The organism is Variovorax sp. 10N412 (genome assembly GCF_056394985.1).
On record NZ_JBFTIO010000001.1, the window covers coordinates 662,332 to 687,139 of the forward strand.

At 68.9% G+C, this 24,808-nt stretch carries 26 protein-coding genes; 12 read left to right on the forward strand and 14 right to left on the reverse strand.

The window, feature by feature from the left end:
* Positions 1-68 precede the first annotated feature (68 nt).
* The 11 genes from AC1DJH_RS03370 to mnhG all read left to right on the forward strand — a co-directional run bounded on the left by AC1DJH_RS03370 (position 69) and on the right by mnhG (position 9,151).
* Positions 69-395: an integration host factor subunit beta gene (locus tag AC1DJH_RS03370; RefSeq protein WP_108134806.1), complete on the forward strand. Its 327-nt coding sequence runs from the start codon at positions 69-71 to the stop codon at positions 393-395.
* A 58-nt stretch (positions 396-453) separates the two neighbouring features.
* Positions 454-789: a LapA family protein gene (locus AC1DJH_RS03375; RefSeq protein ID WP_435435449.1), complete on the forward strand. Its 336-nt coding sequence runs from the start codon at positions 454-456 to the stop codon at positions 787-789.
* Positions 779-1,948 carry a lipopolysaccharide assembly protein LapB gene (lapB, locus tag AC1DJH_RS03380; protein ID WP_435435448.1) on the forward strand — a complete coding sequence of 390 codons (1,170 nt, stop codon included), beginning with the start codon at positions 779-781 and terminating at the stop codon, positions 1,946-1,948. The genes AC1DJH_RS03375 and lapB overlap by 11 nt, the downstream gene beginning before the upstream one ends.
* Before the next feature lie 146 nt (positions 1,949-2,094).
* Positions 2,095-2,415, forward strand: a complete 321-nt coding sequence (locus AC1DJH_RS03385) for a ComEA family DNA-binding protein (protein ID WP_478184711.1) — start codon at positions 2,095-2,097, stop codon at positions 2,413-2,415.
* A 176-nt stretch (positions 2,416-2,591) separates the two neighbouring features.
* Positions 2,592-2,969 carry a fluoride efflux transporter CrcB gene (crcB, locus tag AC1DJH_RS03390; protein ID WP_478184712.1) on the forward strand — a complete coding sequence of 126 codons (378 nt, stop codon included), beginning with the start codon at positions 2,592-2,594 and terminating at the stop codon, positions 2,967-2,969.
* A 76-nt stretch (positions 2,970-3,045) separates the two neighbouring features.
* Positions 3,046-5,988 (forward strand): monovalent cation/H+ antiporter subunit A, encoded by a 2,943-nt coding sequence (locus AC1DJH_RS03395; protein ID WP_478184713.1) that lies wholly within the window; start codon positions 3,046-3,048, stop codon positions 5,986-5,988.
* Entirely contained in the window at positions 5,988-6,338 is a 351-nt protein-coding gene (locus AC1DJH_RS03400; RefSeq protein ID WP_093124545.1) for a Na+/H+ antiporter subunit C, read from the forward strand. The genes AC1DJH_RS03395 and AC1DJH_RS03400 overlap by 1 nt, the downstream gene beginning before the upstream one ends.
* Before the next feature lie 41 nt (positions 6,339-6,379).
* Positions 6,380-8,035: a monovalent cation/H+ antiporter subunit D gene (locus AC1DJH_RS03405; RefSeq protein ID WP_478184989.1), complete on the forward strand. Its 1,656-nt coding sequence runs from the start codon at positions 6,380-6,382 to the stop codon at positions 8,033-8,035.
* Positions 8,032-8,523: a Na+/H+ antiporter subunit E gene (locus AC1DJH_RS03410; protein ID WP_478184714.1), complete on the forward strand. Its 492-nt coding sequence runs from the start codon at positions 8,032-8,034 to the stop codon at positions 8,521-8,523. The genes AC1DJH_RS03405 and AC1DJH_RS03410 overlap by 4 nt, the downstream gene beginning before the upstream one ends.
* Positions 8,520-8,798, forward strand: coding sequence for a K+/H+ antiporter subunit F (locus AC1DJH_RS03415; RefSeq protein ID WP_435435442.1), 279 nt, complete (start codon positions 8,520-8,522; stop codon positions 8,796-8,798). Before AC1DJH_RS03410 ends, AC1DJH_RS03415 begins: the two co-directional genes overlap by 4 nt.
* The gene (gene mnhG, locus AC1DJH_RS03420) at positions 8,795-9,151 is read left to right on the forward strand and encodes a monovalent cation/H(+) antiporter subunit G (RefSeq protein ID WP_472117837.1); all 357 of its coding nucleotides are present in this window, start codon (positions 8,795-8,797) and stop codon (positions 9,149-9,151) included. Before AC1DJH_RS03415 ends, mnhG begins: the two co-directional genes overlap by 4 nt.
* Before the next feature lie 20 nt (positions 9,152-9,171).
* Here the strand turns inward: mnhG and AC1DJH_RS03425 are convergent, their stop codons facing one another.
* The 7 genes from AC1DJH_RS03425 to AC1DJH_RS03455 form a co-directional block, all read right to left on the reverse strand.
* Positions 9,172-10,194: an XdhC family protein gene (locus AC1DJH_RS03425; protein WP_478184715.1), complete on the reverse strand. Its 1,023-nt coding sequence runs from the start codon at positions 10,192-10,194 to the stop codon at positions 9,172-9,174.
* Positions 10,195-10,210: 16 nt separating this feature from the next.
* On the reverse strand, positions 10,211-10,843 hold the full coding sequence (locus AC1DJH_RS03430; protein ID WP_478184716.1) for a CoxG family protein: 633 nt from the start codon (positions 10,841-10,843) through the stop codon (positions 10,211-10,213).
* Positions 10,844-10,877: 34 nt separating this feature from the next.
* The gene (locus AC1DJH_RS03435; RefSeq protein ID WP_472117843.1) at positions 10,878-12,092 is read right to left on the reverse strand and encodes a vWA domain-containing protein; all 1,215 of its coding nucleotides are present in this window, start codon (positions 12,090-12,092) and stop codon (positions 10,878-10,880) included.
* A gap of 17 nt (positions 12,093-12,109) precedes the next feature.
* Entirely contained in the window at positions 12,110-13,012 is a 903-nt protein-coding gene (locus tag AC1DJH_RS03440) for an AAA family ATPase (protein WP_435483237.1), read from the reverse strand.
* 67 nt (positions 13,013-13,079) lie between these two features.
* Entirely contained in the window at positions 13,080-13,877 is a 798-nt protein-coding gene (locus AC1DJH_RS03445) for an FAD binding domain-containing protein (RefSeq protein ID WP_478184717.1), read from the reverse strand.
* 21 nt (positions 13,878-13,898) lie between these two features.
* Positions 13,899-16,349 carry a xanthine dehydrogenase family protein molybdopterin-binding subunit gene (locus tag AC1DJH_RS03450; protein ID WP_478184718.1) on the reverse strand — a complete coding sequence of 817 codons (2,451 nt, stop codon included), beginning with the start codon at positions 16,347-16,349 and terminating at the stop codon, positions 13,899-13,901.
* Between the two features lie 13 nt (positions 16,350-16,362).
* The gene (locus tag AC1DJH_RS03455; RefSeq protein ID WP_472117852.1) at positions 16,363-16,860 is read right to left on the reverse strand and encodes a (2Fe-2S)-binding protein; all 498 of its coding nucleotides are present in this window, start codon (positions 16,858-16,860) and stop codon (positions 16,363-16,365) included.
* 174 nt (positions 16,861-17,034) lie between these two features.
* Between AC1DJH_RS03455 and AC1DJH_RS03460 the strand changes: the two genes are divergently transcribed.
* Positions 17,035-18,177, forward strand: coding sequence for a helix-turn-helix domain-containing protein (locus AC1DJH_RS03460; protein ID WP_478184719.1), 1,143 nt, complete (start codon positions 17,035-17,037; stop codon positions 18,175-18,177).
* 10 nt (positions 18,178-18,187) lie between these two features.
* Here the strand turns inward: AC1DJH_RS03460 and AC1DJH_RS03465 are convergent, their stop codons facing one another.
* The 7 genes from AC1DJH_RS03465 to AC1DJH_RS03495 all read right to left on the reverse strand — a co-directional run bounded on the left by AC1DJH_RS03465 (position 18,188) and on the right by AC1DJH_RS03495 (position 24,771).
* The gene (locus AC1DJH_RS03465; protein ID WP_435483232.1) at positions 18,188-18,565 is read right to left on the reverse strand and encodes a nuclear transport factor 2 family protein; all 378 of its coding nucleotides are present in this window, start codon (positions 18,563-18,565) and stop codon (positions 18,188-18,190) included.
* A 92-nt stretch (positions 18,566-18,657) separates the two neighbouring features.
* Complete coding sequence (locus AC1DJH_RS03470) at positions 18,658-20,175, reverse strand: M81 family metallopeptidase (RefSeq protein WP_478184720.1); 1,518 nt, start codon at positions 20,173-20,175, stop codon at positions 18,658-18,660.
* A complete protein-coding gene (locus AC1DJH_RS03475) occupies positions 20,172-21,425 on the reverse strand; it encodes a Zn-dependent hydrolase (protein ID WP_478184721.1) in 1,254 nt (417 codons plus the stop codon). The genes AC1DJH_RS03470 and AC1DJH_RS03475 overlap by 4 nt, the downstream gene beginning before the upstream one ends.
* Positions 21,426-21,459: 34 nt before the next feature.
* The gene (locus AC1DJH_RS03480; protein WP_435435430.1) at positions 21,460-22,170 is read right to left on the reverse strand and encodes an ABC transporter ATP-binding protein; all 711 of its coding nucleotides are present in this window, start codon (positions 22,168-22,170) and stop codon (positions 21,460-21,462) included.
* Positions 22,167-22,934, reverse strand: coding sequence for an ABC transporter ATP-binding protein (locus AC1DJH_RS03485; RefSeq protein ID WP_435483228.1), 768 nt, complete (start codon positions 22,932-22,934; stop codon positions 22,167-22,169). Before AC1DJH_RS03485 ends, AC1DJH_RS03480 begins: the two co-directional genes overlap by 4 nt.
* The gene (locus tag AC1DJH_RS03490; protein WP_478184722.1) at positions 22,931-23,902 is read right to left on the reverse strand and encodes a branched-chain amino acid ABC transporter permease; all 972 of its coding nucleotides are present in this window, start codon (positions 23,900-23,902) and stop codon (positions 22,931-22,933) included. Before AC1DJH_RS03490 ends, AC1DJH_RS03485 begins: the two co-directional genes overlap by 4 nt.
* Positions 23,903-23,910: 8 nt before the next feature.
* On the reverse strand, positions 23,911-24,771 hold the full coding sequence (locus tag AC1DJH_RS03495; protein WP_435435427.1) for a branched-chain amino acid ABC transporter permease: 861 nt from the start codon (positions 24,769-24,771) through the stop codon (positions 23,911-23,913).
* Positions 24,772-24,808 lie beyond the last annotated feature (37 nt).

Genomic DNA, 24,808 nt, shown 5'->3' on the forward strand with positions numbered 1-24,808 from the left:
GCCGAAGACAGAGCAGGCCCTTGGGGCCGCTCTGTCTTTTTTTTCGTCCACGTTTTTGTGTTTGGCCCATGACCCGCTCAGACCTCGTCGAAGAACTTGCAGCGCGCTTTGCGCAGCTCACGCACCGCGATGCCGAATACGCCGTCAAGACCATCCTCGACGCGATGAGCGACGCACTGGTGCGCGGACACCGCATCGAGATCCGTGGCTTCGGCAGCTTCTCGGTCAACCGGCGTCCGCCGCGCATCGGGCGCAACCCGCGCTCGGGCGAGAGCGTGCAGATTCCAGAGAAGCGGGTGCCTCACTTCAAACCGGGCAAGGCGCTGCGCGAAGCGGTCGATGCAAAGACCGCGGAGCTCGATGCCGGCAAGGAAGCCAGGGCCCGCAAGGCCTGACACGCAGGCGATTCGAAATGCCTGCAAACGTAGAATGCTCCCGGCAACGGGAACAGCTATGAAATACCTCCTGTGGCTGCTCAAGGCAGCCATTTTTTTTACGCTCTTCGCTTTCGCGCTGAACAACCAGCAGGACGCGACCGTCTACTTCTTCTTCGGCACCTACTGGCGCGCGCCGCTGGTGCTCGTGGTGCTCGCGGCATTCGCCGGCGGGCTCGTGGTCGGTGCGCTGGGCATGCTGCCCGGCTGGTGGAAACACCGCGCCGCAGCCGCACAGGTGCCCGCGACGCCCGAAGCCCAGATGCCGATGCCGCCGACCGCCGCGGCGGTTGCCGCCGCAGCGCCCTCCATTTCCGCCACCGACCTTCCCGCCGTACGTCAACATGGACTTTGATCCCAGCTGGCTGCTGATCAGCCTGCCCGTCGCCTTCGTGCTGGGCTGGCTCGCATCGCGCTTCGACATCCGGCAACTCAAGCTCGAGAACCGCCAGGCCCCCAAGGCCTACTTTCGCGGCCTGAACTTCCTGCTCAACGAGCAGCAGGACCAGGCCATCGACGCCTTCATCGAGGCCGTGCAGAACGACCCCGACACGCAGGAACTTCACTTCGCGCTCGGCAACCTGTTCCGCCGCCGCGGCGAGTACCAGCGCGCCGTGCGCGTGCACGAGCACCTGCTCGGACGCGGCGACCTGAGCCGCAGCGACCGCGAACGCGCCCAGCATGCGCTGGCGCAAGACTTCCTGCGCGCCGGCCTGCTCGACCGCGCCGAGGCCGCGCTGCAGAAGCTCGAAGGCACGCGCTACGAGAACGAGGCGCGCCTCTCGCTGCTGGCCATCTACGAACGCTCGCGCGAATGGATGCAGGCAGCCGACGTGGCGCAAAAGCTCGACGAGTCCGACCAGGCCAGCTACAGCACGCGACGCGCGCACCACCTCTGCGAGCAGGCGACCGAGCACGTGGCCTCCGGCGACCTGCCGGGTGCGGCCGGGCTGCTCGCGCAGGCCGTCGCGCTGGCGCCGCAAGCTCCACGCCCCGCCATCGACACGGCCAACCTTCAACTGCGCAACGGCGAGGCGGCCGCGGCCTTCGACACGCTGGTGGCGCTGAGCGGCACCGCCCCGCTCGCGCTGCCGCTCTACGCCGCCGCACTGCAGCAGGCCGCCGTGGCCGCGCACCGCGAAGCCGACGCGCTCGCACTGCTGCAGCGGCGCTATGTGGAGTCGCCGTCGATCGACGTGCTCGAATCGATGATCGCGCTCGGCGGCACGCCGACCGCCACGGCCGAAGACCCGCAGCCCACCCCGCGCGACGGCTACATCGCGCACCTGGCGCAACAGCCCTCGCTGGTCGCGGCATCGCGCTGGCTGGCGGGCGAAAAATTCGAGCACGAACAGTTCCATCCGCAGGTGCAACGCGCGCTCGACCAGGCCACCCGCCCGCTCATGCGCTACCGCTGCGCGGCCTGCGGTTTCGAGGCGCACCAGTACTTCTGGCACTGCCCCGGCTGCCAGGCCTGGGACAGCTATCCGCCGCGCCGCGTCGAAGAACTCTGAGAACTCCGATCACGATTCTGAACAATGGTCACGTGGGCGCTGAATATGCTTTTGCGCGTCAACGCCCCGTTTCCTGCTCCCGTTGAGCGCGGGCCGACGTTCTTGTCGGCTGTCAGCCATACCAACCAATCAGGGAGTAAAAAATCATGTTCAAGAAGATCCTGGCCGCAACCGCCATGCTGTTCGCGGTCGTCTCTTTCGCCGCGGTCGATGTCAACAAGGGCACGGCCGCCGACCTCGACGGCATCAAGGGCGTCGGTCCCTCGATGTCCAAGCGCATCCTCGATGCGCGCAAGGAAGGCGAGTTCAAGGACTGGCCCGACTTCATGCAGCGCGTGAAGGGCGTGAAGGAAAAGAACGCCGAGAAGCTGTCGGCCGAGGGCCTCACGGTCAATGGCCAGAGCTTCGGTGGCGCGGCATCCGCCAAGCCGAAGGAGGCCAAGGCAGCCAAGGCCCCCAAGTCCTGATGCCGGCCTGATGCCGCGCTGATCCCACCCGGATCGATGCAACGCAAGCCGCCTTCGGGCGGCTTTTTCATGCGCGAAGCACATGCGGCGAACATGTGACACGGGCAGGGAAAGGCCGCGGAGAGTCGCAGCCACGAGCACCCTGAAGCGCGGAACAACGCGCCGACAATAGACGCATGCTGCTTCCGATTCTTGCGATCTGCGTCGGCGCCTCGATCGGCGCGCTGGCCCGCTGGGGCCTTGCACTCTGGCTCGGCACCGGCGGCCTCATGCCCTGGGGCACGCTCGCCGCCAACCTGATCGGCGGCTACCTCATCGGCATGGCCATTGCCACCTTCCAACTGCTGCCGGACCTCGATCCGGTCTGGCGACTGGCGCTGGTGACCGGGTTTCTCGGCGGCCTCACCACCTTCTCGACGTTCTCGGCCGAGGTCACGACCATGCTGCTGGAGGGCAGGCTCGGCGTGGCCATGGTGACGGCCATGGCCCACCTCGGCGGATCGCTCTTTTTCACCTGGCTCGGCATCCGAACGGTGCATGCCTTCTCGAGCTGAATGCCCCGAAAACAGCCTTATGTCTTACGGTTATAGATAAGGCTTTCCATAAGGGCGGCCGATAGAATCAACCCCAATGCCCCTGGTCTTTCTCGTCGCACTCCCCTTTATCGCCAGCGTGCTGGCCGCGTTGATGCCGTCCAACGCTCGCAACAGGGAGTCGACCCTTGCGGGGCTGGTCGCACTGGGCTGCGCCATCCAGGCCGCATGGTTCTTCCCGCAGATCGCGCACGGCAATGTGCTGCGGCAAGAAATCGAATGGCTGCCGGCCCTGGGCCTGAACCTCGTGTTCCGCATGGACGGCTTCGCATGGCTGTTCTGCATGCTGGTGCTGGGCATCGGCGCGCTGGTGGTGCTCTATGCGCGCTACTACATGTCGGCCTCCGACCCGGTGCCGCGCTTCTTCTCGTTCTTCCTCGCGTTCATGGGCGCGATGATGGGCGTGGTGCTCTCGGGCAACCTTGTCCAGATGGTGCTGTTCTGGGAGCTCACCAGCCTGTTCTCGTTCCTGCTGATCGGCTACTGGCACCACCGGCGCGACGCGCGGCGCGGGGCGCGCATGGCGCTCACCGTCACCGGTGCGGGCGGGCTGTGCCTGCTGGCCGGCGTGCTGGTGCTCGGGCGCATCGTCGGCAGCTACGACCTCGACGAAGTGCTGGCCTCGGGCGACCTGATCCGCGCGCATGCGCTCTACCCCGTGGCGCTGGTGCTGGTGCTGCTGGGCGCCTTCACCAAGAGCGCGCAGTTCCCGTTCCACTTCTGGCTGCCGCGCGCCATGGCCGCGCCCACGCCTGTCTCGGCCTACCTGCACTCGGCCACCATGGTGAAGCTCGGCGTGTTCCTGATGGCGCGCCTGTGGCCGGTGCTCTCGGGCACCGAGCAATGGTTCTGGCTGGTGGGTGGCGCGGGGGCCATCACGCTGCTGCTCGGCGGCTTCATCGCCATGTTCCAGCGCGACCTGAAGGCGCTGCTGGCCTACTCGACCATCTCGCACCTCGGCCTCATCACGCTGCTGCTGGGCCTGAACAGCCCGCTCGCGGCCGTGGCGGCCGTGTTCCACGTGATGAACCACGCGACCTTCAAGGCCTCGCTTTTCATGGCGGCCGGCATCATCGACCACGAGACCGGCACGCGCGACATCCGCAAGCTCAGCGGCCTGATGCGGCTCATGCCCATCACCGGCACGCTGGCCATCATCGCCAGCGCCTCGATGGCCGGCGTGCCGCTGCTCAACGGCTTTCTGTCGAAGGAAATGTTCTTCGCCGAGACGGTCTTCATCCAGGCCACGCCCTGGGTCGACTTCAGCCTGCCGGTGATCGCCACCATCGCGGGCATCTTCAGCGTGGCGTACTCGGCGCGCTTCGTGTTCGATGTGTTCTTCGGCCCGCCCTGCGGCAACGACGTGCCCAAGCACCCGCACGAGCCACCGCACTGGATGCGCGTGCCGGTCGAACTGCTGGTGCTGGTGTGCCTGGTGGTCGGCGTGGCGCCGGCCTGGTCCATCGGCCCGCTGCTCGCGGCTGCCGCCACGCCGGTGGTCGGCGGCACGCTGCCCGAGTACAGCCTGGCCGTGTGGCACGGCTTCAACCTGCCGCTCATGATGAGCTTCGTGGCGCTGGTGGGCGGCGGCGCGCTGTACCTGCTGCAGCGCCGCCAGCGCGCGCGCGGCGGCCTGGAGCACACGCCGCTGCTGCACCGCTTCGACGGCCAGGTCATCTTCGAACACCTGCTCGCGCTGCTGAGCGAAGCCGGCCGGCGCAGCCGCCGCCTGTTCGGCACACGCCGCATGCAGTGGCAGTTGCTGCTGCTGGTGCTCGTGGCCGTGGCCGGCGCCGCCGCGTCGCTGTGGACCTCGCCCGCCGCACCCGGCACACGCGAGCTGCTTCCCTTCTCGCCGATGTTCGCCATGACCTGGATCATCGGCGGCACCTGCGCGCTGGCCGCTGCCTGGCAGGCCAAGTTCCACCGGCTCGCAGCGCTCATGCTCGCTTCGGGCGCGGGGCTGGTGTCGTGCGTCACTTACATCTGGTTCTCCGCCCCCGACCTCGCGCTGACGCAGCTGGTGGTCGAAGCCGTGACCACGGTGCTGATTCTGCTGGGCCTGCGCTGGCTGCCGATGCGCAGCAAGGACGTCATTCAGCCCGCACGCGTGCGGCTGCGCCCCTGGGGCCGGCGCGGGCGCGACCTGCTGGTGGCCAGCATCGCCGGCGCCGGCATGGCGGCCATGGCCTGGGCCATGATGACGCGCACCTTCCCCCAGAGCATCTCGCCCTTCTTCCTGGAGCGCGCGCTCACCGAAGGCGGCGGCACCAACGTGGTCAACGTGATGCTGGTCGACTTCCGCGGCTTCGACACCTTCGGCGAAATCACCGTGCTCGGCATCGTGGCGCTCACCGTGTATGCACTGCTGCGGCGCTTTCGTCCCGCCATCGAGTCGATGGCCCTGCCGGTCCAGCAGCGCCTGCAGGTCGACGACGGCAGCAGCGACCTGCTGAACCCGCGCCGCGCCACGGACACCGCCGTCGGCTACCTGATGGTGCCGGCCGTGCTGGTGCGGCTGCTGCTGCCGCTGGCGGTGCTGGTGTCGGTGTATTTCTTCATGCGGGGCCACAACGCGCCCGGCGGCGGCTTCGTCGCGGGGCTGGTGATGTCGGTGGCGCTGGTGCTGCAGTTCATCGTGTCGGGCACCGAGTGGGTGGAAGAGCACCTGCGCATCTACCCGCGCCGCTGGATCGCCATCGGCCTGCTGCTGGCGCTGGCCACCGGCGGCGGCGCAGTCGCGATGGGCTACCCCTTCCTGACCACGCACACCGCGCACCTGCACCTGCCGCTGCTCGGCGAAGTGCACGTGCCCAGTGCCCTGTTCTTCGACATCGGCGTGTTCGCGCTGGTGCTCGGTGCCACCATGCTGATTCTGACTGCCCTGGCCCACCAATCGGTGCGAAGCCACCGCTGGGCGGACGAGCAGGCCGAAAAAGAGGCCCAGGCCGCGTCCGAAGCGGCGGAGGGAGCGCACTGATGGAAATCGTGCTCGCACTCGCCATCGGCGTGCTCACCGGCTCGGGCGTGTACATGCTGCTTCGCCCGCGCACCTTCCAGGTCATCATGGGCCTGACGCTGATCTCCTACGCGGTGAATCTCTTCATCTTCAGCATGGGCCGGCTCAAGGTCGACAGCGAGCCGGTGCTCATCAAGGGCTTCGAGGCCACGCTGGCCAACACGGCCGACCCGATGCCGCAGGCCCTGGTGCTCACGGCCATCGTCATCGGCTTCGCCATGACGGCGCTGTTCCTCGTGGTGATGCTCGCCTCGCGCGGCCTCACCGGCACCGACCACGTGGACGGTGAAGAACGGCAGGAGGCGGAGTGAAGGAAATCTTCCACCTGCTCGACGAACTGCTCGAGTTCGGCATGCCGCACCTGGTGGCGGTGCCCATCCTCGTGCCCATGCTCACGGCCGCGCTCATGCTGCTGATGGGCGAGAACCGGCGGCGCACCAAGTCGGCCCTGAGCGTGGTCTCGGGCCTGATCGGCCTGCTGGCCGCGCTGGCGCTGCTGCGCTGGGTGAACGCGGCCGACACCGGCGGCGGCCCGGGCTCCATCGGCGTGTACCTGCCGGGCAACTGGCGCGCGCCGTTCGGCATCGTGCTCGTGGCCGACCGGCTCTCGACCATGATGGTCGCGCTCACGGGCGTCATCGCGTTTGCGGCGTCGATCTATTCCACCTCGCGCTGGGACCGCGCGGGCGTGCACTTCCATCCGCTGCTGCAACTGCAGCTCATGGGCCTGAACGGCGCCTTCCTCACCGGCGACCTGTTCAACCTGTTCGTGTTCTTCGAGGTGATGCTCGCGGCCTCCTACGGCCTGCTGCTGCACGGCTCGGGGCGCCTGCGGGTGCAGGCGGGGCTGCACTACATCGCGATCAACCTGGCGGCCTCGTCGCTGTTCCTGATCGGCGCGGCCATCCTCTATGGCGTGACGGGCACGCTGAACATGGCGGACCTGGGCGTGCGCATCGCCGAGCTCTCTCCCGGCGACCGCGGCCTGGTGCACGCGGCCGCGGCCATCCTCGCCACGGCCTTCTTCGCCAAGGCGGGGGCGTGGCCGCTCAACTTCTGGCTGGTGCCGGCGTACAGCGCGGCGGTGTCGCCTGTGGGCGCGGTGTTCGCGCTGCTGACCAAGCTGGGCATCTACACGATCCTGCGGCTGTGGACCGTGCTGTTCGCGCCCGACACCGGCGACTCGGCCGCCTTCGGGCAGGTGGCGCTGGTCGGCACCGGGCTGGCGACGCTGTTCGTGGGCGCCATCGGCATCGTCGGCACGCAGCGGCTGTCCAACCTGGCGGGCTTCAGCGTGCTGGTGTCGGCCGGCACCTTGCTCGCGGCGGTCGGCCTGGGCCAGCCGGCCGTGTGGGCCGGTGCGCTGTACTACCTGCTGAGTTCCACGCTCGCGGTGAGCGCCTTCTTCCTGCTGATCGACATGATCGAACGCTGGCGCAACGCGGGCATGAGCGTGGCGCCGCACGAGGCGGCCGGCAACGCGCCCTACCTCACCGAAGACCTGCGCGTGCTCTCCGACGTGAACCTCGACGACGAGGCCCAGGCGCTCTACGGCCGCGCGATTCCCGCGGGCGTCGCCTTCCTGGGCCTGAGCTTCATGGGCTGCACGCTGCTGCTCGCGGGGTTGCCGCCGCTGTCGGGCTTCGTCGGCAAGTTCGCGATGCTGTCGGGCCTGCTCGGCACCGGCGGGGTCGGCGTCGCCGGCTGGAGCTTTCTTGCGCTGCTGATCGTCTCTGGCTTCCTGTCGCTGGTTGCGCTGAGCCGCACCGGCATCCGCCACTTCTGGACGCAGCCGCACGCCACCATGCCCTCGCTGCCCGCGCTCGAGGTGCTGCCGGTGGCCGCGCTGCTCGCGGCCTGCGTGGCGCTGACCGTGTGGGCCGAGCCCGTGATGCAGCACGCCAAGGCCACGGCCGAGGGCCTGAAAACGCCCACGGCGTACCGCAACGCCGTGCTCGGCGCCAAGCAGGTTCCCAACCCCGTGAAGAAGGAAGCACCGGCCCCATGAAGCGCCTGATTCCTTCCCCGCCGCTCTCCTTCGCGCTGTTCGTCGTCTGGATCCTGCTCGAGCAATCGCTGGAGGCCGCCACGCTGCTGTCGGCCGTGGTGCTGGCCATTGCGGTGCCGCTCATCACCAAGGGCCTGCGGCCCGCCACCGTGCGCATGCGCCGGCCCGGCGTGGCGCTGCGGCTGTCGCTCCTGGTGACCTACGACATGCTCAAGTCGGCGTACGACGTGGCCCGGCTGCTGCTCACCCGCCGCACCTCGCACATCGAGGCCCGCTTCGTGCAGATTCCGCTGGACATGCGCGACCCCAACGGCCTGGCCGTGCTCGCGATGATCATGTGCCTCACGCCCGGCACTGCCTGGGGCGAAGTGTCGTTCGACCGCAGCATGCTGCTGATCCACGTGTTCGACCTGGCCGACGAAGCGGCCTTCGTGGCGCAGATCAAGCAGCGCTACGAACGCCCCCTGATGGAGATCTTCGAGTCATGACACCCATCCTTTTCTGGGCCCTGAAGTTCGCGCTCTTCCTGCTGGCCGTGGCCATGCTGTGCGCGCTCTCGCGCCTGCTGATCGGGCCCACCGCGCAAGACCGCGTGATGGCGCTGGACTGCCTCTACATCAACGGCATGCTGATGATGCTGGTGCTGGGCATCATCTACGCGAGCAACGTCTACTTCGAGGCGGCGTTGCTGATCGCGCTGTTCGGCTTCGTCGGCTCGACGGCCATCGCCAAGTTCCTGCTGCGCGGGGAGGTGATCGAATGAATGATTTCATCGTCGGGCCGCTGCCGCTGTGGGCGGAGATCGTCACCGCCGTTTTCGCGGTGCTGGGCGCGGCCTTCGCGGCCATCGGCTCCTTCGGGCTGGTGCGGCTGCCCACCTTCTTCCGCCGCATCCATGCGCCCACGCTGGGTGCGACGGTGGGCGTGTGGTGCATGACCATCGCCACCATCGTCTACTTCTCGGTGCAGGGCTTCAGCCTGTTCCTGCACGCGGTGCTGATCGTGCTGTTCATTGCACTCACCGCGCCCATCACCACCATCTTCCTGATGCGCGCGGCGCTGTTCCGCGAGCGGCAAAAGGGCGGCGACGTGCCGCCGCAAGCCAAATCGGGCTGATGGGCTAAGGCGCTGCGCGCTCAGCTCGGCTGCAACTGCTGCATTTCCTTGGCGCGCGCCACCTCGACCTCGCGCGGCAGCGTCACCGCATTCTTCACCGCGAGAATCTCCGCCATCACGCTGACCGCGATCTCAGGGGGCGTCTTGCTGCCGATGTAGATGCCGATGGGTCCGCGCAGGCGCGCGAGCGACGCGTCGGTCTGCTCGAAGTGCTCGATCATGCGGTCGCGCCGCGCGTCGGCATTGCGGCGCGAGCCGATGGCGCCCACATAGAAGGCCTCGCTCTGCAGCGCCTCGAGCAGCGCGAGGTCGTCGAGCTTGGGATCGTGCGTGAGCGCCACCACGCAGCTGCGGCGGTCAGGCCTGAAGGCCAGCACCGCGTCGTCGGGCATCTCGGTGGTGATGTGCACGCCGGGCAACGACCACGCGGTGCGGTATTCCGCGCGGGGGTCGCACAGCGTCACGGCGAAGCCGCTGAACTTGGCCATGGTGGCGAGGTATTCGGCCAGCTGGCCGGCACCGATCAGCAGCATGCGGTACTCGGGGCCGAAGGTGTTGGTGAGCTCGGTATCGTTCACGGTGAGCTCGTCGGGGGCCGTCGCCTGCGCGAGTTGCACCGCGCCGGTGGCGAGCGTCACCGTGCGCTTCATGAGCTTGCCCTGTTCGAGCTGCGCCACCAGCTGGTCGAGCGCATCGGCGTCGGGCGCGTATTCGAGCAGAAGCTCCAGCGTGCCGCCGCAGGGCAAACCGAAGCGATGCGCTTCGTCGGCCGTGATGCCGTACTTCACGAGCGCGGGCGGCGCGCCCAGCGGCACGTCCTCGCCCTTGCCGTGAGCATGGCTGTAGCGCGCGATGAGGTCGTCCTCGATGCAGCCGCCGGAGACCGAGCCGACCACGGCGCCGTCTTCGGCCAGGGCCATGATCGAGCCCACCGGCCGCGGCGACGAGCCCCAGGTGCGCACCACGGTGGTCAGCAGCGCGCGCTTGCCGGCACGCCGCCAGTCGCGCAGCGTGCGCAACACCATGACATCGAGGTTTTCCATGGCGCGGGTCGCTTCCTCAGGCCGCGTCGCCGGGCGCAGCGGGCGCGTCCGGGTCGCCGTCCTTGTCCTTCTTGCCCAGGCCGATCTTCTTCATGAGGCCGGACATCATGCCGGCCTTCTCGGCCGGCGCTTCGGCACCTTCAACAACCGCGGGCGACGGGCCGTAGCGGCTCTGCATCTCGGCGTCGAAGCGCTTGAAGAAATCGTCGGCGGTCGACTTGGCGGCGCCGTCGATCAGGCGCTGGCCGAGCTGGGCGATCTTGCCGCCGACCTGGGCCTGCACGGTGTAGTCGAGCTCGCAGCCGGCGCCCGGCGTCGTGGCGGCCTCGGCATCGGCAGGCGCTGCATCGGCCAGCGGCTTGAGCGAGACGCTCGACGAGCCCTTGGCAAACCCCGCCACGCCGCCCTGCCCCTCGAAAGTCAGCTTGTAGCCGTCGGGCGCCACGATGTCCGACAGCATCACCTTGCCGCTGAACTTGGCCGACACCGGGCCGATCTTGAGCGCCAGCGCAACGCTGTAGGTGTTCTCGCCCGTGAGCTCGAACTTGTCGCAGCCGGGGATGCACTTCTTCAGCGTTTCGGGGTCGTTGAGGGCTTCCCAGGCTTGTTGTTGCGTGACGCCGAGGCGGCGGTTTCCGAGCATTTCCATGGTGGGTTCCTTTTTTGTCCTTGCCGGCAGCGCGCTATCTGCCGGACCGCATCAGGGCGGCCAGGCTCGCAGCCAGCTGCTCCAGTGCGCTGAGATTGTGAACCGCGAGCATCGCGTCCGCATGGCGGTGCAGCACGCTGGCCCCACGGGCCAGAGGGGCGTAGCCGTCGAAGCGCAGCAGCGGGTTGAGCCACAGCAGCCGGCGCGAATGGCGCTTGAGCCACAGCAGTTCGTGTTCCAGCACGGCGGGTTCGCCGGTGTCGAGCCCGTCGCTGATCACCAGCACCAGCGTGCGGCGGCCGGTCAGGCGGCGGGCGTGGGCGCGGCGCAGTTCGCCCAGCGAGTCGCCCAGCCGGGTGCCGCCGGCAAAGTCGTCGATGGCCAGGCCGGCCGCGAGCAGCATGGCGTCGGTGTCGGCCAGCCGGAAGGCCGGGGTCAGGTCGGTCAGGCGGGTGCCGAAGGCGAACACGTCGCGCCGGCCCGCGCGGCGCGTGGCCGCATGCAGGAAGGCGAGCAGCAGCCGCGCATAGCGCTCCATCGAGCCAGACACATCGACCAGCACCAGCAGGGGCAGCGGTTGCTCGCGCCGGGCCAGGCGGGGCAGCCGCAGGATCTCGCCACCGGTGCGCGCCGCTTGCTGCAGCACGCCCGGCCAATGCATGCGCACATGCTGGCGGCCCGCGTCGCCGGCGGGGCGCAGGCGGCGCGACGGCAATGCGGGAATCGGCAGCGTGACGTCACGGGCCAGCCGCTCGACCAGCCGGTACTCCGACGCGCCGAGTGCGTTGAAGTCCGCATGCTGAAGGCGCTGGCGGTCGCTCGCCGTCATGGCGGCGTCGAACTCGACTTCCTTGTCGGGCTTGGCGGGCTCGGCCGGCCGGGCGGCGTTGCGCGGGGCGGTGAGTGCCTCGCGCACGCGCGGGCGGCGCTTCGACGGCTCAGCCTTGCCTTCGGCGCTCGGGAGCATCTGGGCGAGCAGCTTGTTGGCCAGCTCCGGGTCGCGGAACCAGGCATCGAACAGCTCGCGGAACACCATGCGGTCCTGTTCGCGGCTGACCATCACGGCCTCCATCGCGGCGCCCAGGTCGAGCTTGTCTTCCACGCCCACCAGCATGGCAGCCTCGGCGGCCAGCGCGATGCGCATGGCGTCGGTGCGCACGCCTGCGCGGCGCAGCGCCCGGCCGAAGGCGGTGATGTTGCCGGCAAGCTTGCCGCTGCGGACGTCGCCGAGTTGCGGAATGCCGGCCATGCGCATGCCTGGCGCGCTCAGCGCGCGGCCGGCTCCTCGGGCCTGAGCAGGTCCGACGCCAGTTCCAGCGTGAGCGCGGCCACGTCGTCGCGCTGCTTGAACAGGATGCCGGCGGTGTCGACCACCACCTCGGGGTCGAGCTCCACCGTGTCCAGCGCAATCAGCGCCCTCGCCCACTCGACGCTTTCGGCGATGCCGGGTGCGCGCTGGAAGGCGTTGACAAACGGCGCCTCGCGCAGCCGCGCCACGAAGGCCGACACCTGTGCCGAGAGCGTTTCGCCGGCCTGCGGCACCTGGGCGCGCACGATGGCCAGCTCGCGCTCGCGCTCGGGGTAGTCGAGCCAGTGATACAGGCAGCGGCGCTTGACCGCGTCGTTGAGCTCGCGCGTGCGGTTGCTCGTGAGGATGGTCACCGGCGGCACCACCGCGCTCACCGTGCCCAGTTCGGGAATGCTCACCTGGTATTCGCCCAGGTACTCGAGCAGGAAGGCCTCGAAGGGCTCGTCGGCGCGGTCCACTTCGTCGATCAACAGCACGGCGCCGGGCGCGGGCGTTTGCAGTGCCTGCAGCAACGGGCGGCGGATCAGGTAGTGCGGCTGGTAGACCTCGGCCTCCACGTCGCGCGCGGCGCCGCTGGCTTCGGCCGCGCGCATGTGCAGCAGCTGTGCCGCGTAGTTCCATTCATAGAGCGCCTCGCGCTGCTCCAGGCCGTCATAGCACTGCAGGCGCAGCAGCTCGCGGTTCAGTGCCTTCGACAGCGCCTTGGCCAGCTCGGTCTTGCCGACGCCGGGCTCGCCTTCGAGCAGCAGCGGGCGCTGCAGCTTGAGCGCGAGGAACACGGCGGTGGCCAGGCGGCGGTCGGCAAAGTAGCCGGCCTGCACCAACCCGTTGGAGAGGGAATCGATGGTCGGGAAGATCATGGCGCAGCGTAGCGGAAGGCGCGAGGGTGTCGCACCTTCCGGCGTCCGTGGGTGAGACCGGGCTTGTTCAGCCCAGCGCCTTGGTCACCGCGCGTTGCGTCAGCACGCTGATCAGGTTCGCGCGGTAGGCGGCCGAGGCATGCAGGTCGCTGTTCAGGTCGCTCGCGTCGATCTTCACGGCTGCGGCTGCGGCGGCCGCGGCGGTGAAGCTCTTGCTGAGCGCGTCTTCCAGCCCCTTGTGCCGGAACACGCCGTTGCCCGCGCCGGTGACGGCCACGCGCACGCCGCTGTCGTACTGCGCCAGGAAGATGCCGACCAGCGGAAAGTGCGAGGCCTTCTGGCGCAGCTTCTCGTACACGGCGCGCTTCGGGATGGGAAAGCGGATCGCGGTGATCAGCTCGTCGTCCTCCAGCGCCGTGGTGAACAGGCCCTGGAAGAAATCGTCCGCCGCAATCTCGCGCTTCGACGTGACGACCGTGGCACCGGTTCCCAGCACCGCGCTGGGGTAGCACGCCGCCGGGTCGTTGTTGGCCACCGAACCGCCGAGGGTGCCCATCGCGCGTACCTGCCGGTCGCCGATGCGCGAGGCCAGGTCGGCCAGCGCGGGAAAGGCGGCTTTCACGTCGGCGTTGTTCGCCACGTCGAGGTGGCGCGACATGGCGCCGACGGTGAGGCTGTCGCCGTCTTTCTTGATGCCCGTGAGCTCGGCAATGCCGCTCAGGTCCACCAGTTGTTCGGGCGCCGAGAGCCGCAGCTTCATCGACGCCAGCAGGGTCTGGCCGCCGGCCAGCGGCTTGGCGCCGGCGGCAACGAGCTTGGCCGCTTCGGCCGTGGAAGCGGGCCGTTCGAGTGTGAAGGCGTACATGGTGTGGTTCCTTCTTGTTGTTCAGGGTGCGGGACGGCCCTGGGTGCTGGCGGCCAGCGCGGGTTGCTGCGGCATCGCGTCCTTTGCGGCGCTGCCGCTGCCCTTCTGCATCGCTTCCCATACGCGGCTGGACGATGCGGGCATGTCGAAGTCCTTCACGCCCAAAGGCGCCAGCGCGTCGAGCACGGCGTTGATCACGGCCGGCGGCGAGCCGATGGCCCCCGCCTCGCCGCAGCCCTTGGTGCCCAGCGGGTTGTGCGTGCACGGAGTGCACACGGTGTCCAGCTTGAACAGCGGAAACTCGGCCGCGCGCGGCATGGCGTAGTCCATGAAGCTGCCGGTGAGCAGCTGGCCGGTCTCGTTGTCGTACACGCAGTTCTCCAGCAGCGCCTGGCCGATGCCCTGCACCAGCCCGCCGTGCACCTGGCCCTCGACGATCATCGGGTTGATGATGGTGCCGAAGTCGTCCACAGCGGTGAAGCGGTCGACGCGCACCTCGGCGGTCTGCCGGTCGATTTCCACCTCGCAGATGTAGGTGCCGCCCGGAAAGGTGAAGTTGGTCGGGTCGTAGAAGGCGGTTTCGTTCAGGCCCGGCTCCAGCTTGTCGAGCGGGTAGTTGTGCGGCACGTAGGCCGTGAGCGCCACCTGGCCGAACGGGATCTTCTTGTCGGTGCCCTTGACCGTGAACTCGCCGTTGGCGAACTCGATGTCGGCGTCGCTGGCCTCCATCAGGTGCGCGGCGATCTTCTTGGCCTTGGTCTCGATCTTGTCGAGCGCCTTCATGATGGCCGCGCCGCCCACCGAGATGGAGCGAGAGCCGTAGGTGCCCATGCCGAAGGGCACGCGGCCGGTGTCGCCGTGCACCACGTCGACGTTGTCGACCGGAATGCCCAGCCGCGCCGCCACGACCTGCGCGAAGGTGGTCTCGTGGCCCTGGCCGTGGCTGTGCGAGCCCGTGAACACCGTCACGCTGCCGGTGGGATGCACGCGGATCTCGCCGCACTCGAACAGGCCCGCACGCGCACCGAGCGCGCCCGCGATGTTCGACGGCGCGATGCCGCAGGCCTCGATGTAGCTCGAGTAGCCGATGCCGCGCAGCTTGCCCTGCGCCTCGCTCGCCGCCCGGCGCGCCGCGAAGCCGTCGACCTCGGCCAGCACCCGTGCCTTGTCCATGCAGGCATGGAAATCGCCGGTGTCGTACTGCAACGCCACTGGCGTCTGGTACGGGAAGGTGGTGATGAAGTTGCGCTTGCGGATCTCGTCCTGCCCCAGATTCATTTCCCAGGCGCAGCGCGACACCAGCCGCTCCAGCAGGTACGTGGCTTCGGGCCGCCCCGCCCCGCGGTAGGCGTCGACCGGCGCGGTGTTGGTGAACCAGGCATCGACCTCCACGTAGATCTGCGGCGTGGCGTACTGGCCGGCGAGCAGCGTGGCGTAGAGGATGGTGGGCACCGCGGTCGAGAAGGTCGACAGGTAGGCGCCCAGGTTGGCGTCGGTGTGCACCCGCATCGCCAGGAACTTGCCTTGAGCGTCCATCGCCATTTCGGCGTGGCTCACGTGGTCGCGGCCGTGCGCGTCGGACAGGAAGCACTCCGAACGCTCGGCCGTCCACTTGATGTTGCGGTTGAGCTGCTTGGCGGCCCAGGTCAGGCACACGTCCTCGGCGTACAGGAAGATCTTGGAGCCGAAACCGCCGCCCACGTCGGGGGCAATCACCCGCACCTTGTGTTCGGGCAGGCCCAGCACGAAGGCCGTCATCAACAGGCGTTCGACGTGCGGGTTCTGGTTGGACACATACAGCGTGTAGTCGTCGGTGCCGCGGCTGTAGCTGCCGATGGCCACGCGCGGCTCGATGGGGTTGGGAATGAGCCGGTTGTTGACGAGGTCGAGCTTCGTCACATGCGCGGCCGTGGCGAACACCGTATCGACCGCCGCCTTGTCGCCCAGCGTCCACTTGTAGCACTGGTTGTCGGGCGCTTCGTCGTGCAGCGTGACACCGCTGGCCTTCTTCGCGGCGTCGGCCACGCTCACCAGCGCGGTGTGCACGTCGTAGTCGACCACCACCGCCTCGGCCGCGTTCTTGGCCTGCTCCACCGTCTCGGCCACCACCATGGCGACGTGGTCGCCCACGTAGCGCACCTTGTTGATCGCCAGGATCGGATGCATCGGCTCCTTCATGGGAGTGCCGTCGGGGTTGTTGATGAGCCAGCCGCAGGGCAGCCCGCCCATCTTTCCCTCGATGTCCTTGCCGCTGAAGATGCCGACCACGCCGGGCATCTTCATGGCCTCGGCGATGTCGACCGACTTGACGGTGGCATGCGCGTGCGGCGAGCGCACGAAGACCGCGTGGCTCTGGTTGGCCAGCGTGATGTCGTCGGTGTAGTTGCCCGCGCCGGTCAGGAAGCGGTAGTCTTCCTTGCGCCGAAGCGCCTCGCCGATGTGAGGAAGGTTGGAGAAGTCGGAGGCACCCATGATGCTGCTCCCTTCAGGCCGAGACGGTGGCTTTGACCGGGGTGCCCGAGGCCATGGCCTCGCCGCCCATCTTCACGGCCTTCACGATGTTCTGGTAGCCCGTGCAGCGGCACAGGTTGCCGTCGAGCAGCTCGCGGATCTCCGATTCGCTGGACTTGGGGTGGTGGGTGCACAGGTCGATGGCGCTCATGACCATGCCCGGGGTGCAGAAACCGCACTGCAGGCCGTGGCATTCCTTGAACGCCGCTTGCATGGGGTGCATGGTGCCGTCGGCTTCGGCGATGCCCTCGATGGTGGTGATGTCGGCGCCCGTCGCCTGCGCGACCAGGATGTTGCACGACTTGACCGCACGGCCGTTCAGGTGGACCGTGCACGCACCGCACTGCGCGGTGTCGCAGCCGACGTGGGTGCCGGTGAGGTGCAGGTGCTCCCGGATGGCGTGGACGAGAAAGGTGTTGGGAGGAGCGTCGACCTCGACCTGGCGACCGTTGACCTTGAAAGCGACCTGCATGTGGCTGTCTCCGTGAAAGGTGATGGCTGGTTCAGCGAAGCATCTTGATGCCGGCCTTTGGGCCTATCCTAGGCAAAAACCCTTGACACTTGCACAGACCGCGCGAAATTCTCAAAATGAAACAGCTTGCCGTTCGGCGGGCAAGAAAAACCGCCCCACGCGCGAAAACCCACGATGCCCGTCTCCCTTGTTTCGCAGGCGCCAGAGCGCTCCGTCGCCATTGCCAAGGCCCGCCGTGAGCTGATCGACGGCGAACCGGCCCCGATCCGGGCCGAGGCCAGCGTCGACTCATGGATCGCGCGCTCCTGGCAGCGCTGCCTCCAGGCCGGCTGGCGGCCGCAGAACCGGGTCAGTTTCGACCCGGTGAGCCAGGCCGGCAGCCGCGACATCGTCGAGCGCAACCGGGCCCTGGTCGCGGCGGCCCGGCCGGTGATCGAGCGGCTGTCGCGCGCCATTGCCGACACCCGCTATTTCGCCATCCTGACCAATGCCCAGGGCATCGTGGTCGATGTGGGCAACCTGCCCGACGGCACCGACGCCGCCAGCCGCTATGCGCGGGACATCGGGCGCATCGGCGTCGACCTGTCGGAGCGCGCCATCGGCACCAGCGCGATCGGCACCGCCCTGGCCGAGCAGGAATCGGTGTGGCTGCACCGCGGCGAGCATTTCTTCGACGACACCAGCGTCTTCAGCTGCGCCGGGGCGCCGCTGTTCGGTCCCCGGGGCGACTGCATCGGCATGCTCGACCTGAGCGGCGTCCAGGTGATCGAACGGCCGGAACTGCGCCACCTGGCCACGCTCAGCGCGCGCAGCATCGAGAACACCCTGGTGATGCGCGAGCCGTGCGAGCTGCTGCTGCACCTGGCCTGGCCGGGCAATGCCGGCAGCGAGGCGACCGAGGGCCTGCTGTGCATCGACGACGCCGGCCAGGTCACCGGCGCCAATGCGGCCGCCCGCCAGATGCTGCACCAGCCGCTGGCGCACAGCGAACAGGCCCTGCACTTCAACGACCTGTTCGCGCTGCCGCTGCACATGATGTTCGACGCGGCCCGCAGCGGCGATGCGGTGCTCGAGGTGCCTCTGTGGTCGGGGTTGCGGGTGCAGGTACGCCCCCACAACGGCGGCAGCCGCCGCTCGCCGGAGCTGCCGGCCGCCGACGCCCGGCCCCGCCTGCGCGACGTGGAGACCGCGCTGATCCGCAAGGCGGTGGCCGATGCCCGTGGCAATGTGGCGGAGGCCGCGCGGGCCCTGGGCATCAGCCGGGCGACGGTCTATCGCAAGCTGTGGCGCGGCCGGCCCGCTGGCGCCGCCGACTGAGCGCCGCCGGTCAGGCGCCGACCGGCACCTTGTCGAGGAAGCCCGTCACCGAACGCAGCTTGCCCGCGTCGATCTGCGCGAAGTCGGTGCCCTGGATCAGGTCCTCCGCTCCGCTGGGCCCGAGGGTCCACGAGAAGCGCACATGGTCGCCATGCGCGTCGGCCTTGCCCAGCAGGTTGAAGCGAAAGCCCGGGTAGCGCTGGTGCACCGCGCCGACCAGCGCGTGGATCTGCTCGCGGCCGCTGGCCTGCGCCAGCGGGTCGACGTAGCGGGCATCGGGGGCCCAACCGGCTTCGATCAGTTCGGCGCGGCGCGCGGCGTCGGTCTCGTTCCAGACGGCGATGTAGTTGCGGGCGATGGCGGCGGCATCGTGTGCGGCGGTGTTCATGGTGACGATTCCTTTGGCGGTGTCAAACCCGCAACATCGCGGGGTGAAGGAATGGTCGCGCCGCACGCGATGCGCGTCGATGACGTGGCAGGTTATGCGGCGGGCGACGCCGCAGCCTGTGCGGCTGTGTCCATCGACGCATCCGCGTCCAGCGGAAACACCGGGCGGCGCACCTTGCCGAACGGGAACAGGCTGTAGTCCGAGCTGGTCACGCCGGGGCTGTCGCACTCCACCAGCGCGGCCGACAGCGGCTCGAACACCGGCCGGCAGTACATGCGCGACTTCAGCAGCAGGAAGCGCTCGGCGCGCGGATCGAGCCCCGCGCACTCGAACACGCCGATGTCCCACGGCTCCTGCGTGCGCTCGGTCACCACGATGCGCGCCGCGCCGATGTCGAAGAGCACGGTGCGGCCCATGCTGCTGCGCTGGCCGGTGTAGGTGGGGCCGGTGATGACGTACTCGCCGTCGCTGATGACGCGCACCGTGCCGGTCAGGCGCACCGGCGTCTTCGACAGGCCGATGCCGGCGAGCGAGACCTTGTTGCCCAGCGCGACCGTCACCTCGGCGCCCTCGCCCGCCGCGGTCAGCGCGGCCACGGCCTCGGGGTCGCACAGCGGCCCCACGCCGATGCCGTGCAGCCCCTGTGCCAGCGCCTCCTGCAGCACGTCCATGGTGTCGCAGCTGCCGCCCGACATGCAGTTGTCGCCGTGGTCCAGCAGCAGCACCGGCCGCGTGGCCCCCTCGGCGGCCGTCTTGGCGCGCGCAATCGATTGCGCCAATGGCTCGCTGCGGTAGATGAAGGCTTCGCGCTCGTTCCACATCTGCGTGGCGATGCGGTCGGCCGTGGCCTGCGCGCGCTCGGGCGAGTGCGCGTCGACCACGATCACGCTCATGCAGGGCGCCTCGATGTCCGAGAGCGAGAAGCCCGCCAGGATCGACACCGCCAGCGACTCCGACGCCTCGGCCGCCTGCGCCGCCTCGATGGCCCGCTGCATCGCGCCGGTGAACGAGGCGCTGCGCAAGGTGTGCGCCATCAGCGGCAGTTGACGCCACCGCATGTGCGGCTGGCTGCGCCCGGCCAGCAGGTCGAACAGCAGCCGGCCGGCATGCGCGCCGGTTTCGTACATGTCGATGTGCGGATAGGTCTTGAAGCCGACGATCACGTCCGCGTTGCCGACCATGGCCGGCGTGACGTTGGCATGCAGGTCCAGCGCCACGCCGATGGGCACGCCCGGCGCGGCGGCGCGCAGGCGCGCCAGCAGGTCGCCCTCGCCGTCCGTGCTGTTCTGCGCGACCATCGCGCCGTGCAGGTCGAGCAGGATGGCGTCGCAGCCCGGCGCCGCGTCGACGATGCATTGCGTGAGCACGGTGTAGGCCTGTGCGTCCACCGGCCCGCTGGGATTGGCCGAGGCCGACACCGGCGTGACCAGCGTCGCGCCCGCCGCTTCGGCCAGGTCGATGAAGGCCGACATCGCGGTGCGCATGCCCTTGTTGTCGGTGTAGGCCTGCTGGCCGAAGGTCGGGCCGTCGGGCCCGAAGGCCGCGAGCGGCGTGGGCACGGGCGAGAAGGTGTTGGTCTCGTGGTTGAGGCGCGCGATCAGCACTTTCACGACACGACCCCCGCGCTTTGCAGCATCGCCTGCAGCAGCACGTTGCAACCGGCCTCGAGGTGGTCGGGCTGCGCGTCCTCGATCTCGTTGTGGCTGATGCCGTCCAGGCAGGGCACGAAGATCATGGCCGCGGGGCACACACGCGCCAGGTACACGGCGTCGTGGCCCGCGCCGCTGATCACGTTCATCCAGGTGAGGCCCTGCGCCTGCGCGGCGTCGCGCACGGCGGACACGAGCTTCGGCGTGAAAGGCTGCGGCGGGAAGTACACGACCTGCGCCACCGTGGCGGCGACCTTGCCCTTGGTGGCGATGCGCTGCACCGCCTCTTTCAGTTCGGCGTCCATGGCCGACAGCACCACGTCGTCGGCCGCGCGCAGGTCGACGCTGAGCTTCACGCGGCCCGGGATCACGTTGCGCGAGTTCGGATAGTTGTCGATCCAGCCGACCGTGCCGCGCGCATGCGGTGCATGGGCCAGTGCGATGCGGTTCACCTCGATCACCAGTTCCGACGCCGCCAGCAACGCGTCCTTGCGCAGCTCCATCGGCGTGGGGCCGGCATGCGCTTCCATGCCCTGCACCACCACGTCGTACCAGCGTTGGCCCAGCGCGCCCTCGACCACGCCGATCACGCGCTCGTTGGCTTCCAGCACCGGGCCCTGCTCGATGTGCGCCTCGAAGTACGCGCCCACCGGCGACGCGGCGACCGATGCCGGCGTGCTGCCCGCATAGCCGATGGCCTGCAGCGCATCGGCCACGCTCACGCCCTCGGTGTCGCGCTGCGCCAGCGCGTGTTCCAGCGTGAAGGCGTCGACGAACACGCCGGAGCCCATCATCACGGGCACGAAGCGCGAGCCCTCTTCGTTGGTCCACACGGCCACCTCGATCGGCGCTTCGGTCTGCACCTTTGCGTCGTTCAGGGCGCGCACCACCTCCAGGCCGGCGAGCACGCCGTAGTTGCCGTCGAACTTGCCGCCCGTGGGCTGCGTGTCGATGTGGCTGCCGGTGGTCACCGGGGGCAGCGCGTTGTTGCGCCCGGCGCGGCGCGCAAAGATGTTGCCGATGGCGTCGACCCGCACCTCGCAGCCCGCCTCGCGCATCCAGCGCGTGAACAGGTCGCGGCCCTGGCGGTCGAGGTCGGTCAGCGCAATGCGGCAGACGCCGCCTTTTTCGGTGGCGCCGAGCTGCGCCAGTTCCATCAGCGAGTTCCAGAGGCGCTGGCCGTCGATGCGGAGTTCGGTGTGTGTTGTCATGGTTGTGCGAATGAGAGAAGAAGTGCGCCGGGCCTCAAGCAAGCCCCACGCCCAGGTAGCGGTCTTTCACTTCATGGTCGGCCACGAAGTCGGCGTTGGCGGCCTCGTGCACGATCACGCCCTGCTCCACGATGTAGTGGCGGTCGGCCAGTTGCACGCAGACTTCGAGGTTCTGCTCGACCAGCAGGATGGCCACGCCGGCCGCCTTGATGGTCTTGAGCTGCGCGACGATTTCCTCCACGATCACCGGCGCCAGGCCTTCGACCGGCTCGTCGAGGATCAGCAGGCGCGGGTGGTTCATGAGCGCGCGGCCGATGGCCAGCATCTGCTGCTCGCCGCCCGAGAGCTGCCCGCCCCCGTTGCGCCGCCGCTCCTTCAGGCGCGGAAAGATGCGATAGATGTCGTCGAGCTGCCAGGGCGATTCGCGCCGCTGGCCGAGCAGCAGGTTTTCTTCCACCGACAGCAGCTTGAAGACGCCGCGGTGCTCCGGCACCAGGCACACGCCGCGCTGGGCGATGCGGTGCGGCGCCTGGCCCGCCACGTTCTCGCCCTGGAAGCGCACGCTGCCGCCGGTGGGCGTGACCGCGCCCGCAATGCTCTTGAGGGTGGTGGACTTGCCCGCGCCGTTGCGGCCCAGCAGCGTGACCAGCTCGGCCTCGCCCACGGTCAGCGTCACGCCCTGCAGCACGTGGCTCTTGCCGTAGTGGGCGTGCAGGCCTTCGACCTCGAGGATGTTGGCGCTCATGCTTTTCCCCCGGTGATCATGTTGCCCAGGTACGCCGTGCGCACGCGCGCATCGGAGCGGATGTCGCCCGGCAGCCCCTCGGCCAGCACGCGGCCCAGCTGCATCACGGTCACGGTGTCGGAGATGTCCATCACGATGTTCATGTTGTGCTCGATCAGCACCACGGTGTGCGCGTCGCGCAGGCCGCGAATCAGTTGCTTCATGTCGTCGAGGTCGTCGATGCCCATGCCCGAGGTCGGCTCGTCGAGAAAGATCGCCTTGGGCCTGGCGGCCAGCGCCATGCCCACTTCGAGGCGGCGCTGCTGGCCGTGCGACAGCACGCTGGCCGGCGTGTCCGCCAGCCGCTCGAGGCCCACGCGTGCCAGCACCTCGGCCACCGTCTCGGCGCAGGCGCGCTCGCCCACCGGCGCGCGCCAGCAGTTCATGGCCTGGCGCGGCGCGACGCCCTGCGCCGCCACGCGCAGGTTCTCGCGCACCGACAGGCTCGCGAACAGGCTCGTCACCTGGAACGACCGCGCCATGCCGCGCTGCACGCGCCTGTAGTCGGGCTCGCCCGTCACGTCGTGGCCATCGAACAGGATGCGCCCGCCGGTGGTGGTGCCGGTGCCCGTGAGCATGTGGAACAGCGTGGTCTTGCCCGCGCCGTTGGGCCCGATCACCGAGTGCACGGTGTTGCGCCGGATCTTCAGGTCGACCCCGCCGAGCGCGGCGAACTTGCCGTAGTGCTTGGTGACGCCAATGGCTTCGATGAGAACGTCGCTCATGCCTTTTCTCCTTGCGACACCGGCTGTGCAACCGGCGCCTGGGTGGCAGGCACGGTCTTGCGGAAAACGCGGCGCCAGGCGCTCTCGCCCAGGCCCCACAAGCCGCGCTGCATGCCGATGCTCACGCCGATCAGCAGCAGCCCCAACAGCAGCAGCCAGCGCGGCCACAGCGTGGAGAGCCAGTCGGCCAGCAGCACGTAGAAGGCCGAGCCCAGCAACGAGGCGAACAGGTTGCCGGTGCCGCCGATCACGGTGATGACCAGGATCATCTCGCTCGTGTGGTACTCCGCGTTCGACAGCGGCGCGATGCCGGTCATCATCGCGTGCAGGCCGCCGGCCAGGCCGGTGACGGCGCCCGAGATCACGAAGGCCAGCAGCTTGAAGCGCTTGAGGTTGTAGCCCACCGCGGCGGCACGGTCCTCGTTATCGCGAATGGCCAGCAGCGTGCGGCCGAAGACCGAATCGGTCACACGCAAGAGCAACGCGAACGCAATGAGGAAGATCACCGCCACGAAGGCGTAGTACTTCCACGGCGTGTCCATGAAGGCGGGGCGCGGCACGTCGAGCAGGCCGTTGTCGCCGCCCGTGAGGCCCGAGGCGGTGTACGCCACGAAATAGAACATCTGCGCGAAGGCCAGCGTGAGCATCACGAAGTAGGTGCCGCGCTGGCGAATGGCCACCCACCCGACCAGCGCCGCGCCCAGCGCGCCCATGGCCACGGCTGCGAGCAAGGCCAACGGCATGGGCAGTTGCAGGCGCGTGAGCAGGATCGCGATGGTGTAGCTGCCCAGCCCGAAGAAGATGCCCTGGCCGAACGACAGCAGGCCGGTGTAGCCCAGCAGCAGGTTGCAACCGACGGCGGCAAGCGCGTAGATGAGCACCTCGCTCGCGAGCGAACCCGAGCGCAGCACCAGCGGCAGGCCCAGCGCCACGACGAGCGCCAGGAGGAACGAATATTTTCTTGGCATGGCGTGGTTCATCCTCTGCGGCCGAGCAGGCCATGCGGGCGCAGCAGGAGCACGGCCCCCATCGCGACGTAGATCATCAGGCTCGCGCCGGGCGGCCAGATGGTGCTCATGAGGCTCTGCACGATGCCGATCAGCAGCCCGCCGACCAGCGCGCCGCCGAAGCTGCCGAGCCCCCCGATCACCACCACCACGAAGGCGACGCTGAGCGCCTCCACCCCCATGAACGGCTCCGCCCCGCGAATGGGCGCGGCCAGCACGCCAGCCAGCGCCGCCGTGGCCGCGCCCAGCGCGAACACCAGGCTGAACACGCGGAACACGTTGATGCCCAGCAGCGACACCATCTCGGTCGATTCGCTGCCCGCGCGCACCGCGCTGCCCAGGCGCGTGCCTTCCAGCACCCACCACAGCAGCACCGCCAGCACGGCGGTGAAGCCGATCACGAACAGCCGGTACTTGGGGTAGATGAAGTCGCCCCACATCACCACGCCCTGCAGCAGGTCGGGCGTGGGCACGCTGTTGCCCAGCGGGCCCCAGAACACGATGACGATCTCCTGCACCGCGAGCGCCAGGCCCACCGTCACGAGAATGTGGAACTCGTGCGGCTTGGCGTACACGCGGCGCAGCAGCAGCTTCTCGGCCAGCCAGCCCAGCGCGCCCACCGCGAGCGGCACCACCACCAGCGCGGCCCAGAAGTTCAGACCCCACTGCATGGCCTGGAAGCACAGGTAGGCACCCAGCAGGTAGAAAGCGCCGTGCGCGAAGTTCACGAAGCGCAGCAGGCCGAACACGATGGACAAGCCAACGGCCAGCAGGAAATACAGCATGCCGATGCCGATTCCGTTGATGGTCTGGAGCAGGTAGACAGACATGGTGATGCGTAGTGACAGGCTCGAATGCGGTGCCCCT